The organism is Micromonospora sp. NPDC047762 (assembly GCF_043204655.1).
Taxonomy (GTDB): Bacteria; Actinomycetota; Actinomycetes; order Mycobacteriales; family Micromonosporaceae; genus Micromonospora.
The window spans coordinates 70,733-86,038 of the sequence record NZ_JBIDCQ010000015.1; the positions used below are offsets into that span (position 1 = coordinate 70,733).

At 72.4% G+C, this 15,306-nt stretch carries 14 protein-coding genes; 9 read left to right on the forward strand and 5 right to left on the reverse strand.

All coding sequences use genetic code 11. The annotated features are described in order from the left end of the window. Nucleotides 1-9 precede the first annotated feature (9 nt). Together ACGF3C_RS32445 and ACGF3C_RS32450 are read left to right on the forward strand one after the other, a co-directional pair. Nucleotides 10-786 (forward strand): alpha/beta fold hydrolase, encoded by a 777-nt coding sequence (locus ACGF3C_RS32445; RefSeq protein WP_355005610.1) that lies wholly within the window; start codon nt 10-12, stop codon nt 784-786. 306 nt (nt 787-1,092) lie between these two features. Further along, entirely contained in the window at nt 1,093-2,385 is a 1,293-nt protein-coding gene (locus tag ACGF3C_RS32450; protein ID WP_393227543.1) for a multidrug effflux MFS transporter, read from the forward strand. Between the two features lie 47 nt (nt 2,386-2,432). Here the strand turns inward: ACGF3C_RS32450 and ACGF3C_RS32455 are convergent, their stop codons facing one another. After that, complete coding sequence (locus tag ACGF3C_RS32455; protein WP_357203608.1) at nt 2,433-3,104, reverse strand: hypothetical protein; 672 nt, start codon at nt 3,102-3,104, stop codon at nt 2,433-2,435. A gap of 23 nt (nt 3,105-3,127) precedes the next feature. Here ACGF3C_RS32455 and ACGF3C_RS32460 point away from each other — a divergent pair, with 23 nt between their 5' ends. Continuing rightward, nucleotides 3,128-3,646 (forward strand): hotdog domain-containing protein, encoded by a 519-nt coding sequence (locus ACGF3C_RS32460; protein WP_203125586.1) that lies wholly within the window; start codon nt 3,128-3,130, stop codon nt 3,644-3,646. A gap of 143 nt (nt 3,647-3,789) precedes the next feature. Next, complete coding sequence (locus tag ACGF3C_RS32465) at nt 3,790-5,787, forward strand: acetoacetate--CoA ligase (protein ID WP_393227546.1); 1,998 nt, start codon at nt 3,790-3,792, stop codon at nt 5,785-5,787. A gap of 94 nt (nt 5,788-5,881) precedes the next feature. Here ACGF3C_RS32465 and ACGF3C_RS32470 read toward each other — a convergent pair whose 3' ends face one another. Beyond that, complete coding sequence (locus tag ACGF3C_RS32470; protein ID WP_357222873.1) at nt 5,882-6,571, reverse strand: TIGR03089 family protein; 690 nt, start codon at nt 6,569-6,571, stop codon at nt 5,882-5,884. 154 nt (nt 6,572-6,725) lie between these two features. Here ACGF3C_RS32470 and ACGF3C_RS32475 point away from each other — a divergent pair, with 154 nt between their 5' ends. Then, nucleotides 6,726-7,871: a glycosyltransferase family 1 protein gene (locus ACGF3C_RS32475; RefSeq protein ID WP_357222870.1), complete on the forward strand. Its 1,146-nt coding sequence runs from the start codon at nt 6,726-6,728 to the stop codon at nt 7,869-7,871. A gap of 63 nt (nt 7,872-7,934) precedes the next feature. After that, a complete protein-coding gene (locus ACGF3C_RS32480; protein WP_357222867.1) occupies nt 7,935-9,026 on the forward strand; it encodes a sugar phosphate nucleotidyltransferase in 1,092 nt (363 codons plus the stop codon). Here ACGF3C_RS32480 and ACGF3C_RS32485 read toward each other — a convergent pair. Next, nucleotides 8,995-9,597 carry an NUDIX hydrolase gene (locus ACGF3C_RS32485; protein ID WP_393227550.1) on the reverse strand — a complete coding sequence of 201 codons (603 nt, stop codon included), beginning with the start codon at nt 9,595-9,597 and terminating at the stop codon, nt 8,995-8,997. The genes ACGF3C_RS32480 and ACGF3C_RS32485 overlap by 32 nt on opposite strands. A gap of 54 nt (nt 9,598-9,651) precedes the next feature. Here ACGF3C_RS32485 and ACGF3C_RS32490 point away from each other — a divergent pair, with 54 nt between their 5' ends. Together ACGF3C_RS32490 and ACGF3C_RS32495 are read left to right on the forward strand one after the other, a co-directional pair. Then, nucleotides 9,652-10,698, forward strand: a complete 1,047-nt coding sequence (locus ACGF3C_RS32490; protein WP_357222865.1) for a hypothetical protein — start codon at nt 9,652-9,654, stop codon at nt 10,696-10,698. A 282-nt stretch (nt 10,699-10,980) separates the two neighbouring features. Next, nucleotides 10,981-11,973: a winged helix-turn-helix domain-containing protein gene (locus ACGF3C_RS32495; protein ID WP_357203625.1), complete on the forward strand. Its 993-nt coding sequence runs from the start codon at nt 10,981-10,983 to the stop codon at nt 11,971-11,973. 21 nt (nt 11,974-11,994) lie between these two features. Here the strand turns inward: ACGF3C_RS32495 and ACGF3C_RS32500 are convergent, their stop codons facing one another. Both ACGF3C_RS32500 and cofD read right to left on the reverse strand, forming a co-directional pair. After that, entirely contained in the window at nt 11,995-13,080 is a 1,086-nt protein-coding gene (locus tag ACGF3C_RS32500; RefSeq protein ID WP_357203628.1) for a coenzyme F420-0:L-glutamate ligase, read from the reverse strand. Then, nucleotides 13,077-14,024 carry a 2-phospho-L-lactate transferase gene (cofD, locus tag ACGF3C_RS32505; RefSeq protein ID WP_355005600.1) on the reverse strand — a complete coding sequence of 316 codons (948 nt, stop codon included), beginning with the start codon at nt 14,022-14,024 and terminating at the stop codon, nt 13,077-13,079. The genes ACGF3C_RS32500 and cofD overlap by 4 nt, the downstream gene beginning before the upstream one ends. A 97-nt stretch (nt 14,025-14,121) precedes the next feature. Between cofD and ACGF3C_RS32510 the strand changes: the two genes are divergently transcribed. Then, nucleotides 14,122-15,171: a hypothetical protein gene (locus tag ACGF3C_RS32510; RefSeq protein WP_357222859.1), complete on the forward strand. Its 1,050-nt coding sequence runs from the start codon at nt 14,122-14,124 to the stop codon at nt 15,169-15,171. Nucleotides 15,172-15,306 lie beyond the last annotated feature (135 nt).

The window sequence follows — 15,306 nt, forward strand, 5'->3', positions numbered from 1 at the left end:
AGCCGTTCCGTGAACCGCCTCACCACCCACGCGCCCGCCCGCGCCCAGGGCTGGCTGGCCGCCGGGCCGCGCCGCCGCGTCACCCCCGCCGTCCGACTGATCTGCCTGCCATACGCCGGTGGTGGGTCCTCGGCGTACCACGGGTGGCAGGAGCTGCTCGGCGACGACGTCGAGGTCTGCCCGGTCGAGCTGCCCGGGCGGCAGTCCCGCTGGCGTGAGCCGGCGTACACCGGGGTGCGGCAGCTGGTGGAGGCCCTCGCCCCGGCGCTGGCCCCCGAGCTGGGGGTGCCCTACGCCCTGTTCGGGCACAGTATGGGGGCGTTGGTCTCGTTCGAGCTGGCCCGCGAACTGCGTCGCCGCGCGGTGCCGCCGCCCCGCGTCCTCTTCGCCGCCGGTGCCCTCGCGCCGGGGCTGCGGCGTACCTCGCCGAACATCCACGACCAACCGGACGCGGTGGTCGTCGAACGGCTGCGTGAGCTGGGCGGTCTGGACGAGGAGATCCTGGCCGAACCCGAACTGCTCGACCTGCTGCTGCCCGCCATCCGCGCCGACTTCGCGGTCTGCGAGACCTACGAGTACCGGCCGGAGCCGCCGCTGAGCTGCCCGATCGTCGCCTTCGCAGGTGACCGGGACCGGGAGGTGCCGCCGGATCGGGTCGCGCCGTGGCGGGAGCACACGTCGGCCGGGTCCACCCTGCACGTGCTGCCGGGCGGACACTTCTTTCCAATGACGGCCCGGGACGCCCTGCTGGGAACCGTCCGGGCCACCCTCGCGGCGGGAAGTTAGACGGAGGGCGGGCCGGTCACCCGGCCCGCCCCGACCCGGCATGGTCCGGCAGGCGAGTCGCGCGGCGGACGGGGTGGGGTGACTCCCCACACACCGGGAACGTCACACACCGCCGGGGTGTTGCCGACCGAGAGAATCACCCTCGGATCATCGCGCCACCCGGCCACCCCCGCCACGACCCCTGCCTCGTCACATCCACGCTGCCCACCGCCGGGCACCCCACACTGGGACGCCGCGTCCGCGCGGCTCCGGTGACGCCCGCGCCGCCGCTCGTGACGACGCACCAGCTTCCGCAGAGAGATCGAGATGATGAAGCAGTTGGTGGACAAGACCGGACACGAATCAGCCGTCGCGCAAGAGGTGCTGCCCGGCGACCTGATGACCAACCGTCAGCGGGCGCAGCTCGTCCTGGTGCTGGGCGCCCTGATCGCGATCGGGCCGCTGACCATCGACATGTACCTGCCCGCGCTACCCGCCATCACGGCGGGCCTGCAGACCACCGAGACCGCTGTGCAATTGACGCTGACCGGCACGCTTGTCGGTCTCGCGTTGGGCCAGTTGCTGATCGGGCCGCTCTCCGATGTGGTCGGGCGACGGGTGCCGCTGCTGGCCGGTCTGGCCGCGCACATCGTGGCATCCGTGCTGTGCGTCTTCGCACCCAACATCGAGGTCCTCGGCGGGCTGCGCGTACTCCAGGGGCTCGGCGTCGCCGCCGCCACAGTGGTCGCGACGGCAGTGGTCCGCGACCTGTTCAGCGGTGCCTCCTTCGCCCGGATCTTCTCCCGGCTGATGCTCGTCATGGGCCTGGCGCCCATCCTCGCGCCGACGCTCGGCAGCGGCCTGCTGAGCTGGACCGACTGGCGGGGCGTCTTCGCGGCGCTGGCGGTGCTGGGCGCGCTGCTGATCGTCGTGGCCGCGTTCCGGCTCCCGGAGACCCTTCCGGTGGCGCGTCGGCGGCACGGCGGGGTGAGCGCCACCCTCCGCGACTATCGGGGGCTGCTCAACGACCGGGCGTTCGTCGGCCTGGTGCTGGTCGCCGGGCTGGCGATGGCCGCCCTGTTCGCGTACGTCTCGGGTTCGTCGTTCGTGCTCCAGCAGGAGTACGGCCTCGACGAGCAGCAGTTCGGCATCGCCTTCGGGGCCGGCGCGGTGGGCCTGATCGGGGCCACCCAGTTCAACGTGCGGCTGCTGCGCCGCTACACCCCGCAGCAGATCCTGGTGAGCGCACTGATCGCCGGAACGGCAGCCGGACTGCTGCTGGTCATGTTCGCGGCGACCGGCATCGGTGGCCTGGGCACCCTGCTCGCGTCACTGTGGCTGGTCCTGGCCGCCGCCGGTCTCGCCCTGCCCAACGCGCCGGCACTGGCCATGAGCCGGCACAGCGAGGCCGCCGGCACCGCCGCAGCGCTGCTCGGCGCGGTGCAGTTCGGCATCGGTGCGTTGTCGGCGCCACTGGCCGGTCTGTTCGGCACCGGGAGCGTACCGATGGCGATAGTCATCGCGGGCGGTATGGCCGCCGCGCTGATCGTCATGCTCCTCGTCGTGCCCCGCGCCGACCTCGGCACAGTCGACCCGGACCTGGCGATCGCGCTGCACTAGCCCGCAAGAGACGGAGGGCGGGCCGGTCACCCGGCCCGCCCCGGCGATCAGCGGATCTCGGTGGTGTCCTCGGGTCGCGGTTGGCCGCGCGGTGGGGCGGACCAGGGTGATTCGCCACCCACCCGGCGGGGCAGCGGATCGGTCGATGTCGAGTCGGCCGGGTAACCCAGAGTGAGGGGCGCGGTGTCGCGCTCCGTGGGCGCGGGAGGCGTCCAGTCGGTCAACGTGAAGTTGTCGTCGCGGGGGCCTCCGTCCGACCCCGGGGTGGGTGCCGCGGTCGGTTCGGTCGCCGGGCTCGGCCACTGCCGCCAACGCTGTTGACTGAAGGTCGCCATCAGCAGCAGCAGGCCGAGCAGGAAGAGCGTGCCGTTCTCCACGGGCAGTCGCAGCGGCAGAGGATCGCCGAACACCTTCCACTCGTGCGGAATGGCGTCCCGCACCGAGAAGGGCGCCACGAACATCCCGATGTACGGGGTGACCAGCAGCGCACCGGCCACCAACGGGCCCAGCGGCGAGAAGCGCAGCGTGCCGAGCAGGCCCAGCAGGACACCGCCGACACCGAGGTACACGGCCGGCTCGATCAGGTTGGCGGTGTTGAACGTGCCGATCTCCACCCAGCGGTCGACCGTCCGGCTCGACCCGTCCTGCCCCAGTGTGACCAGCACCCAGGTGATGGGCGCCACCACCAGCCCGGCGAGGAAGCTCCAGAGATGTCGCATCCGCGCACCGTACCGTTTTCGACATGACTGAGCACCTCTCCGCCCCTCCAACCGGCAAGCCGACGTCGTACTCGCGCGTCACTCTCAGCAAGATCATGACCGCGGTGGACGTCAACCTGTACGGCACCGTGCACGGCGGGGTCCTGATGAAGTTCGTCGACGACGTGGCCGGGGCGGCTGCCGCCCGACACAGCGGAGGGACCGCGGTGACCGCGGCGATCGACGAGATCGTCTTCTCCGAGGCGGTCCGGGTCGGCGACCTGGTGCACGCGCACGCCCAGGTGAACTGGACCGGCCAGACCTCGATGGAGGTGGGCGTGCGGGTGGTCGCCGAACGGTGGGACTCGGCCGAGGACGCGCCGGTCCGGGTCGCCACCGCGTACCTGGTGTTCGTCGGCGTGGACGTGGGTGGGGCGCCGCGGGCGGTCCGCCCGGTGCTGCCCGAGACGGCGGAGGACGAGCGCCGGTACAAGGAGGCGGAGATCCGCCGAGCGCACCGGCTGGCCCGCCGCCGTGCCATCCAGGCCCACCGCGCCGGCTGACCCACATGAGGTGGCGGGTTGCAGTGTGGGACGGGCACGCGTCGGTTGGCCTACCCGGTGCGCAGAATGGCGCTTCGAGGTAGGGCAAGATGGCGCCACGGCCCAGTCACAGTGTCGTGTCGGGCCAGGGGGAGGGTGGAGCAGTGGGTGACATGCTGTGGACGCCGCCGGCGGACGTACGCGAGCGGTCCCGGATCGGTGCCTACCTGCGCTGGCTGCGGGAGCACCGCGGGTTGGACTTCGCCGACTACGACGCGCTGTGGCGCTGGTCCACCACCGATCTGGACGGGTTCTGGCGCTCGATCTGGGACCACTTCGAGGTGATCGCGCACACACCGCCGAGCGCCACCCTCGCCGAGCGGGGGATGCCCGGCGCCCGTTGGTTCCCCGACGCCACTCTCAACTACGCGGAGAACGTGCTGCGGATGCCGGGGCGGGCCGACGACGACCCGGTGGTGATCGCGCACGGGCAGACCCGCCCGCCGGTCACGCTCACCGCTGGGGAGCTGCGCGAGCAGGTCCGCCGGGTGTCGGCCGGGCTGCGCCGGCTCGGAGTCACCGCCGGTGACCGGGTGGCGGCGTACGCCCCGAACATCGCCGAGACGTACGTCCTGCTGCTGTCCACCGCCAGCCTGGGCGCGATCTTCTCGTCCTGCGCGCCCGAGTTCGGCACCCGTAGCGTCACCGACCGTTGGCAGCAGATCGAACCGACGGTGCTGGTCGCCGTGGACGGCTACCGGTACGGCGACAAGCCGGTGGACCGGCGTGCCGAGGTCGCCGCGATCCGGGCCGCCCTGCCGTCGCTGCGCCACACCGTCAGCATCGGCTACCTCGACCCGACGGGCCCCGCACCCGAGGGCGCGCTGGGCTGGGCCGAACTGGCCGCACCCACCGACGAGCCGTTGACGTTCACGCCGGTGCCGTTCGACCACCCGCTCTACGTGCTGTACTCCTCGGGCACCACCGGCCTGCCGAAGCCGATCGTGCACGGCCACGGTGGCATCCTGCTGGAGCACCTGAAGATGCTCGCCCTGCACCACGATCTGGGCCCGGCCGACCGGTTCTTCTGGTTCACCACCACCGGTTGGATGATGTGGAACTTCCTGGTCTCCGGCCCGGCGGTGGGGGCGGCCATCGTGCTCTTCGACGGCAACCCGGGGGTGCGGGCGGAGCCCGGCCGGCCGGCCGAGCCTGACCTGGGCGGGTTGTGGCGGCTGGCGGCGGAGACCGGGACGACGTACTTCGGCACCTCCGCGCCGTACCTGCTGGCCTGCCGTAAGGCCGGGTTGGTCCCCCGGGAGGTCGCCGACCTGTCGGCGCTGCGCGGCGTGGGTTCCACCGGTGCGCCGCTGCCCGCCGAGGGCTTCCGCTGGGTGTACGAGACCGTCGGCGACCACGTCCAGCTCCAGTCGCTCTCCGGTGGCACCGACGTGTGCACCGGCTTCGTCGGTGGGGTGCCGCTGCTGCCGGTGTACGCCGGTGAGATCGCCTGCCGGGCGTTGGGCGCCAAGGTGGAGGCCCGTTCCGCCGACGGCACACCGGTCATCGGCGAACTCGGCGAGCTGGTGATCACCGAACCGATGCCGAGCATGCCGGTGGGCTTCTGGAACGACAGGGACGGCACCCGTTACGCGGAGGCGTACTTCGACGTCTACCCGGGCGTCTGGCGACACGGTGACTGGATCACCATCAACGAGCGGGGCGGCTGCGTGATCACCGGCCGCTCCGACGCCACCCTCAACCGTGGTGGGGTGCGTCTCGGCACCGCCGAGTTCTACTCGGTCGTGGAAGGGCTCGACGAGGTCATCGACTCGGTCGTCGTGCACCTGGAGGACGACGAGGGCGGCGCCGGTGAGCTGCTGCTCTTCGTGGTGCTGGCCGAGGGTCTGGAGCTGGACGACCCGATGCGCGCGAAGATCTGCCGTGAACTGCGCACGGCGCTCTCACCCCGGCACGTGCCCGACGAGATCCACCAGGTGCGTTCGGTGCCCCGCACCCTCTCGGCGAAGAAGCTGGAGGTGCCGGTCAAGAAGATCCTCACCGGCACCCCGGTCGACCAGGCCGCCGCGAAGGGCGCCCTCGCCAACCCCGAGTCCCTGACCGCCTTCGCGGCCCTCGCCCAGTCCCGCGCGACGTCCTGACCCTTCCCCCGATCTTGCAGTTTCTGTCCCGACCCAAGGGACATCCCACCTGTTTCGACAACCGAAACTGCAAGATCGGCGGGGCGGGGTGTGGTCAGGAGAGGGAGTGCGTGACTTTTTCCGCGGTCAGCCGGGCGGGTAGGCGGGCGGGGTCCTGGTTGGCGCAGAGGACCACTGTGGCGGCCCGGGTCAGCGGGGCCAGCAGCCAGTCGACCGGGTCGGGGTGCCGGGCGGCGTCGATGAGGACCCGGGCGCCGGGGAGGATGCCCAACTCGGTGGCGCGGGCCTCGGCACGGCTCAGCAGGTGCGCGTCGGTGGGGCCAGGGCCGGACTGCGGCGTGAAGTGGTCACCGTGTCCGCGTACCTCGACGACGTAGTCGACGAATCCCGGCGGCACCTGCCGAAGCGGGGCGGCGAGCGGGGCCAACCCGAGGGCGTACCGCTCGTCGGCGGACCAGGACTGCGCCTCGTCGAACCTGTCGGCGGCGGCGAAGAGCACCCCCACCTCGCCCGGCGTGTCGACGACGCTGAGCTTGGCCGACCAGCAGGCCAGCAGCACCGCCGCGGTCTGCCAGTGTGGCGGCAGCACCACGCCGGCCGGGGTGCCCGGCGCGAGGCCGACCTCGTCGACGAGGAGGTTGGCGGTCTTCGCCACCCAGTTCGCCAACGTGACGCCGGAGAGTTCGGTGCGGTCGCCGGTGGCGTCGTCGTACCAGGTGAGCAGCGGTCGGGTCGGGTCGGACGCGATCGCGTCGGCGAACACCCGGGCAATGTTGTCGGCCATCGGCGCGAACGATACGCCCCTGCGGGCCGTACTCGATGACGATGACAAGTCGGCGTACCGTCGGGTCGCAGTCAGCGTCGGCCCCGCGCCCCGGCGTAGGCTTTACCCCCGGAGTGTTGTTCCCCACAGTCTCGCCAGTACAAGGAGTCGCCCCGTGACCGCCGGTCGCCCGCCCCGCGTGCTCATCGACGCCACGAGTGTCCCCACCGACCGTGGTGGTGTCGGTCGATACGTCGACGGTCTGCTCGGCGCCCTCGGCAAGGTGTGCGGGTCGGGGGTGGAGCTGGCGGTGGTCAGTCTCCGCACCGATCTTGAGCGGTACACCCGCATGCTGCCCGGCGCGGAGATCATCCCGGCTCCGGCCGCCGTGGCGCACCGCCCGGCCCGGCTCGCCTGGGAGCAGACCGGCCTGCCGCTGCTCGCCCAGCAGGTCGGCGCGGAGGTGCTGCACTCGCCCTTCTACACCTGCCCGCTGCGGGCCGGATGTCCGGTCACGGTCACCGTGCACGATGCGACGTTCTTCACCGAGCCGGAGCATTACGACAAGTCGCGCCGCACGTTCTTCCGCAGCGCCATCAAGACCTCGTTGCGCCGCGCCAACCGGGTGATCGTGCCCAGCAAGGCCACCCGGGACGAGCTGATCCGGTTGCTCGACGCCGACCCGACGCGGATCGACGTCGCCTACCACGGCGTCGACCAGGCTGCCTTCCACGCTCCCACCGAGGAGGAGAAGGCTCGGGTGCGAGCGCGTCTGGGGCTGGGCAACAGCAGCTACGTCGCCTTCCTCGGTGCCAAGGAACCTCGGAAGAACGTGCCCAACCTGATCCGCGGGTGGGCGCGGGCGGTGGCCGACCGGGTCGACCCGCCGGCCCTGGTGATCGCCGGTGGGCAGGGGCACGACGAGGACATCGACCGGGCGGTGGCCGAGGTGCCGTCGCACCTGCGTCTGCTGCGCCCCGGCTACCTTCGCTACGGCGACCTGCCAGGTTTCCTCGGCGGTGCGCTGGTCGCCGCGTACCCGTCCTACGGCGAGGGGTTCGGGCTGCCGATCCTGGAGGCGATGGCGTGCGCCGCCCCGGTGCTGACCACCCCCCGGCTCTCGCTGCCCGAGGTGGGCGGCGACGCGGTCGCGTACACCTCGGAGGACCCGGAGCAGATCGGCATCGACCTGGCCGCCCTGCTCGACGACGAGCAGCGACGGTTGTCGCTGGCGAAGGCGGGGTTCGACCGGGCCAAGGAGTTCACCTGGGAGTCCAGCGCCGAGGTGCACATCTCCGCGTGGAGTCGCGCCCGCTCCTGACCCTCCGCACCACTGCGGGTGACCCGTGCCACTTTGGGCAGGTACGTCGGGCATGATGTGCGGATGCTTTATGCGGTCATTCCGGCAGGTGGCAGTGGCACGAGGTTGTGGCCGCTGTCCCGCGCCGGCCATCCCAAGTTCCTCCACCCGCTGACCGGCACCAGCGCCTCGTTGCTCCAGGCGACGGTCGAACGGCTCGCGCCGCTGACCACACCGGATCGGATCCTCGTGGTCACCGGTGCCGCGCACGTCACGGCGGTGGCACGGCAGCTCGCCGTGCTGCCGGAGGAGAACATCCTGGTCGAGCCCTCCCCCCGGGATTCCTGCGCGGCGATCGCGTTGGCCGCCGCGGTCATCGCGGCACGTGACCCGAACGCGGTGATGGGCAGCTTCGCGGCCGACCACCTGATCCGCGACCCGGACAGCTGGGTCTGCACCGTCCAGGAGGCGGTCCACGGGGCCCAGCAGGGCATGCTGATGACCGTCGGGATCACTCCGACCCGCGCGGAGACCGGCTACGGCTACCTGGAGACCGGCGATCCGACCGAGGGTGTGCCGTGGCGGCCGGTGACCGAGTTCAAGGAGAAGCCGGCCGCCGAGGTGGCCGAGGCGTACGTCCGTTCGGGCCGGTACCTGTGGAACGCGAGCATGTTCGTGTGGCGGGTGGACGTCTTCCTCGCCGAGCTGGCCCGCCAGCAGCCGGCGCTGCACGCCGGCGTCGCCGCGATCGCCGCCGCCTGGGGCACCCCGGAGCAGGACGACGTCCTGGGCGCGATCTGGCCGACCCTGCCGAAGATCTCCGTCGACTACGCGGTGATGGAGGGCGCGGCCACGGCGGGTCGGGTCGCGACGGTGCCGGGCGACTTCGGTTGGAACGACGTCGGTGACTTCCACACCCTCGGCGACGTGCTGTCGGCCGACGACGCGGGCAACGTGGTGCTCGGCTCGGAGGCCAAGCCGGGCGTGCTGCTGCGGGACAGCAGCAACCTCGTGGTCGTCCCGCAGTCGGGTCGGTTGGTGGCCGTGCTCGGTCTGCGCGACCTGATCGTGGTGGACACCCCGGACGCGGTGCTGGTCTGCCCGCGCGACCGGGCGCAGGACGTCAAGAGCCTCGTCGACGAGCTCAAGGGGCGAGGCGAAGAGGGCTACGTCTGAGGGCGGCGAGGGCCGGTGCGACCAGTTGTGCGGTCCCGCCGGCCAGTGGCTCGGGCAGCTGGTCCGGTGGGAACCAGCCCAGCTCCTCGGCCTCGTCGCTGACCTGCTCCACGGCCGAGGGCGGGGCGATCACGGCGAACCGGACGTCGTAGTGCGCCGAGCCGCCCTGACACTGCACCTGGTGCACGTCCACGTCGATCGGCACCGGGTCGATGCGCAGGCCGGCGATCCCGGACTCCTCGGTGGCCTCGCGGAGCGCCGCGCCGACCAGGGTATGGTCGGTCGGCTCGCAGTGCCCGCCGAGCTGCACCCAACGCCCGAACTTGCCGTGCAGGCAGAGCAGTACCCGGGAGCCGGTGGCGTCCAGCACCAACGCGCTGGCGGTGACGTGCCCCGGGCGGTGCTGCCGGCTCATCGCGACCGGGCCGGCGGCGAGCAGCGCCAGGGTCCGGTCCCGCGCGCTGGCCGCGTCCGGGCTGGTGGGCTGCCAGCCCTCCAGCAACGCGGTGGCGTCGGCGTGCAGCGCCTGGTACGTCTCGGGGTCGGTCGGCTGGGCGGTCGGGCCGGTCATCACGGTGTCGGGCACCCCGCCACTGTACGAGCGTGTGCTCCGTACGCTGGCTCGGTGACCCTGCGACTCGTCGAATTCGTGGTGGCCGGTAACGAGGCCAGTGATCTGTTGCCGGTGCGGTCGGCGGCGCTGCTGCGCGCGTACGGTGCCCGGCGGGGCTTCTGGACGGTGCTGGACGAGGGGCCGGTGGAGCGCTGCCTGGCGCTGCTGCTGGAGCGCGACGACGGGGAGTGGACGGCCCTGCACGTGCCGGCGGATGCCGGTGTGGAGAACGGGCGGACCGAGGACGGTGAGGCGCTCGCCCACCACGACGGCTGGGTGTACGTGTTCGGCTCCCACTTCGGCTCGAAGGCTGGCCCGCTGCGACCTCGGCGCGCCTTCGTGGCCCGGTTCCGCGAGGACGACGCGGCAGCCGGGCCGGTGCCGGTGCACGTGGTACGCAACTCGTTTCGCCTGCACCGGGCGGTGAACGACGCCCTCGCCGCGGCGCCGCTGACCCTCCTGCCGGCGGGGGAGCGGGTGCGGGAGCGGTTCATCGTGGAGACGCTGGCTCGGGGGACCGTCCGGGAGAAGAGCTGGGTGAGCCGGTTGGCCCCGGACGACCTGCCGTTGAACGTGGAGGCTGCGGCGTTCACCCCGGCCGCGACGGTGCTGCTCGGGCTGCGTTTTCCGGTCACCGTCGCCGGTGAGCCGATCCTGGTCGAGGTGGCCGGTGTGCCGGGCATGTTCACGGCCGAGCGGGCCTGGCCGCGGGCGTTGGGCGCGTACGTGTTGACCGGAGTCACCGCGCCGGGGCAGCTGACCGGCTTCCGCGCGATCACCCCGACGGCGGACGGCGGGTACGCGGCCGTGATCGGCTCGATCGACGCGCTGGGCAAGGGGTCGGTCCTGCTCGACGACCATCCGGGTGGGGGTGAGGTCACCTCCCGGCACGTCCGCTTCCGGCTCACCGGTGGCGAGGCCGGCGACGGGCGGCGGCTCGTCGGGGAGCAGGTGGCGGACCTGGCCCCGTTTCACCACGTCGAGGGCGTGGCGGAGCTGGACGGACGGTCGTTCTACGTCACGGACGAGGACCATCGGGTCGCGCTCTGGGTCGGCTGAGCCGGCACCGGGGGGGGCGGATGACCGGACGGCACCTCCGCGGAGCAAGGGCCGCAGACCCTCGTGGTGCCGTCCGATCACCGGGGCCTCCCCGGTCCCGGTGCCCCCGGCAGCACGGGCGTCAAGGACGCACGGCGCCGTGTTCGGGCATGGGAAGCATGCCTAACCGGCCCCGGAGGCGTCGAGGTTTTTCAGTCCAGGCTTAAAGATGGAGATTACTGCCGGCCAGGTAGAGTCGAACGGTCATCCGGCATCCCCCTGTCGGCGACACAGGAGCGCTCCATGCTGAAGATCCACTTTTCTGGGGAGGACATCCTCCGGACCCGGGTGGCGCCGGCGGCGGACCCGGTCTGGGAGCTGGTCCTCAGCCTGCACGTGCTGCGCGGCCGCACCCGCGATCCGCTGACCGCCAACTGGCGGCGCAGCGTGGCCCGGGATCTACGCCAGAACTCCGCCTCCGAGCAACTCCGCCTGCTCTTCGCGTTGAACCCGCCGCGTGGCTACTTCCCCGACTTCCTCACCCCGTACGCCAGCGTCGAGGGCTTCGAGGCCGGGCTGGACGCGCTCCGCCGGACCCCCGCCGAGTTGCTGCACCGGGACCTGAGCGTGCTGGCCGCCGAGAATCAGCTGCCCTCCTCCGCGGCAGCGCTCGCTCGCGGTGAGGTGTCCGCGCTGCACCACCTCGCCGAGTCGATGGAGCAGTACCGGTCGCTGGCGATCAGCCCGTACTGGGGTCGGATCCAGGCCGCGGTCGCGGCGGACCGCACGCGGCGGGCGCGGGCGCTGCTCGACGGCGGCGTCGAGGGCCTGCTCGCCAGCCTCCGGCCGGCCATGCGCTGGGAGAGCGGGGTTCTGGAGGTCCACAGCTACCCGCACAGCAGGGAGCTGCACCTGGACGGCCGCGGGCTGCTGCTGGTGCCGTCGTTCTTCTGCGCTGCGACCCCTGTCGCACTGCTCGACCCGGCGCTGCCACCGGTGCTGGTCTACCCGGTGGACCGGCTGGGAGCGCTGGTCTCCGCCGACGCCGACGCCGCGTCCGGTGCTGCCCGCGAATCACTCGCCGCGCTGCTGGGCCGCACCCGGGCGGCGGTGTTGCAGGCCAGCGACGAGGGCTGCACCACCGGGGAGGTCGCCCGCCAGCTCAACATCTCACCGGCGGCGGCGAGCCAGCACGCCACAGTCCTGCGCAACGCTGGTCTGCTGGTCAGCCACCGCGAACGCAACAGCGTGCTGCACACGTTGACCCCGCTGGGCCGGGCCATGCTGGACGCGTGACCCGGCCGTTCGCACCAGCTTCTACAGGGCGAGCGCGGCGCTCGCGGGGCTTCCGGGCGGCGGCGGCAACAGTGTCGACCCGACACCCTGGGCGGCCAGGGCGACGCGCAGCCGGTGCAGGTCGGCGCCGAAACGGACCAGACCGAACGGCTCGACGGGCGTCGGGGCCGAGCCGAGCACCAGGTCGGCGCCGTCCGGCCACCCGGGCATCTCGGCGACCAGACCGGCGCGTACCTCGGCCTCGTCGACCAGTGTGAAGACCGTGCCGGGGGCGACCACCCCGGCGACCGCGTCGATCGCCCGTCGTACCGCGGTCAGGTCCGCCGGTGTCGGGCCCGGACCGTCGGTCAGGGTGGCGGCGTCGGAGAGCCCGGCGGCGCGGGCTTCGGCGGTACCGAGCGAGAACAGGTCCTGCGCCGCGTCGCGGATCAGCGCCCGCGCGCCACCGGCGTCGTCCGGGTTGCTGGCCGGCAGATAGCCCCGCACCACAGCGACGGGGACCTGATCGCACTTGCCCTTGATCAGTTCGCCGGCACCCGCCAGCTCGTCCACCACGGCCATCTGGGTCAACTGCAACTCGTTGCCGTACGGGTCGACCTCGCCCCGGTGGTCCCGGATCGCCGTCATGCCGGCCACCCCGAGCGCCACGTCGGTGAGCCCGTTGCGCCAGGGCCGGCCCATCGTGTCGCTGATGATCACGGCCAGGTCCAGGTCGTAGCGCTCCCGAAGCGCGTCCCGAAGAGCCCGCGCCGAGGCGTCCGGGTCGACCGGCAGCAGCACCAGTTGGGTCTTGTCCACGTTCGACGCGTCGATCCCGGCCGAGGCCATGACGAAGCCGTGGTGGGTCTGCACGATCCGGGTCGCCCCCCGACTGGCCACCACCCGGGCGGTCTCACCGGCCAGGACGTCGTCCCGGGCGGCCAGCCGTTCCGGCCCGTCCGCCGGCACGTCGACGAGCCGCCCCTCCGCCTTGGAAACGATCTTGCTGGTCACCACCAGTACGTCGCCGTTGCGCAGCCACGGCGCGGCAGTCGCGATCACCGCGGCCAGATCGTCACCCTCGGTCACGTGACCGATGCCGAGCACCGGCAGAATCTCCAGCCTCACGTCAACTCCACCGCGGCACGGACCATGGCCGCCGTCGCCGCCTCGTCGGTCATCCGCAGCGGCACCGCGCGGACCGTCACCTCGGGCACCACGGTGCCCGCATCCTCCTCAGCCACCAGCCAACCGTCGAGCAGACCGCCGCTCGCCCGGCCGCCGTAGAGCCGACCCACCCCCGCCGCGCTGCACTCCGCGCCGAGCACGGCCAGGCAACGGTCGGCCATCCCCCGCACCGGCGCGCCGCCGATGATCGGGGAGACACCCACCACCGGCGCCGGGCCGTCCGCCACCGCCGCACGCAGCCCCGGTACGGCCAGCACCGGCGCGACGCTCACCACCGGGTTGCTCGGCGCGATCAGCACCAGGTCGGCCGAGGCGATCGCGTCCAGCACCCCCGGTGCCGGCTTCGCCGTCTCCGCGCCCACGAACACGAAACGGTGCGTGAGGATGTCGGCCCGGTACCGCACCCACCACTCCTGAAAGTGGATCGCCCGCTGACCCTGGTCGTCCTCCACCACGGCATGGGTCTCCAGGCGGTCGTCCGTCGCCGGCAACAGGCGTACGCCCGGCTCCCAGCGACTGGCCAGCGCCTCGGTGACCGCGCTCAACGGATAACCGCCGTTGAGCATGGTGCTGCGGACCAGGTGGGTGGCGATGTCCTTGTCGCCGAGGCCGAACCAGGTCGGCTCCGCCCCGTACGCGGCCAACTCCTGTTTGACCGTCCAGCTCTCACCGACCCGACCCCAACCCCGTTCCGGGTCGGCGCCCCCGCCGAGGGTGTACATGACGCTGTCCAGGTCGGGGCAGATCTTCAACCCGTGTAACCACAGGTCGTCGCCGACGTTGACAACGGCGGTCACCTCAGCGCCGACGTCACGGGCGTACGCCCGGACGCCGAGCAGGAACCGGGCGCCGCCGATGCCGCCGGCCAGAACCACGATGCGCATGTCGACCATCCTCGCGCACGTGACGCCTCCGATCGGTGGGTGGCCCGGGAGACTAGGCTCACGGTCACCTGTCCGTTGATGCCCCGAGGGGGAGCTCGTGACCAGCCCCGCCGAGCCCGCGTCCGCCGACGCGACGCAGGCCCGCCAGCTGACCAAGCCACTACGGGAGCTCGCCGCGCTCGCGCTGCTCGGCGCCAACGCCGTGTTCCTCTTCGTGGGCCTGCTCCGGCTCATCGCCCCGAACGACTACAGCTCCTTCACCGACCGCGCGGGTAGCGCCTTCTACGCGTTCGTCGGGGTGGAGGCGGTGGGCCTCCCGCTGCTGGCGGTGCTGCTGGCCACGCACATCTCGCCGGTGTTGGCGAAGGCGAAGCTGATCACGCAGGCAGCTCTCGTCGAGTACGCGGTAAGCGCACTGTTCGGCACGCTGACCATGCTGATCTGGACGGTGGGCCGGCTGGCCGAGGCCGAGGTGCTCGACGCGCTGCTCGGTGTGCTCACCCGGTTCGCCTGGATGGTGATCTTCGCGATCGCCGCCTGGGTGGTCTACACCATCTGGCGCGCCCACTACTACGTGCCGCGAGCCAAGCCGCAGCCAGGCGTCTACGGCCAGCCCCAGCCGGGCTGGCCGCAGCAGCAGGGCGGTTGGCCGACCCCGGGTCAGCCCGGCAGTCAGCCGCAGGGTGGCTGGCCCGCTCCCGGCCAGCCCGGCGGCGGCTACCCGCAGGCTGGCCAGCCGGGTGGTGGCTACCCGCAAGCTGGTCAGCCGGGTGGTTACCCGCAGGCCGGCCAGTACGGCCAGCAGTCGCCACCGTTCCAGGCCCCGCAGTCGGCCCCACCGTTCCCGCAGTCCGCGCCGCCGCACCCGCAGCCGGGCCCGCCGCACCCGCAGTCCGCGCCACCGTTCCCGCAGTCGGCCCCGCCGTTCCCGGCGCCGCAGTCCGCGCCTCAGGCGAATCCCGCCCCCCAGTCAGCGCCGCCGTCCCCGGCCGCGCCGCCGTTCGGGCAGCCGCCGTCGGCCGACCCCACTCAGGCGATCCCGCGCCAGTCCGCCGACCCGACCGAGGTCATCTCCCACCCCACCGACCCGGACAACGACCGCACCCGACACATTAAGCCCAACGACCACCCCGACCAGCCCCGCTGACCCGAAGACCGCGCCGATCTTGCACTTCCGGTAGTCGAAAGGCGGGCTCAACCGGTGGTTGCAACACCCTTTCGTGATCTTCGTTGGGGTGGTTATGGCGTCGAGGTTGAGCCCGCTGGAGCGGGAGCAGATCGG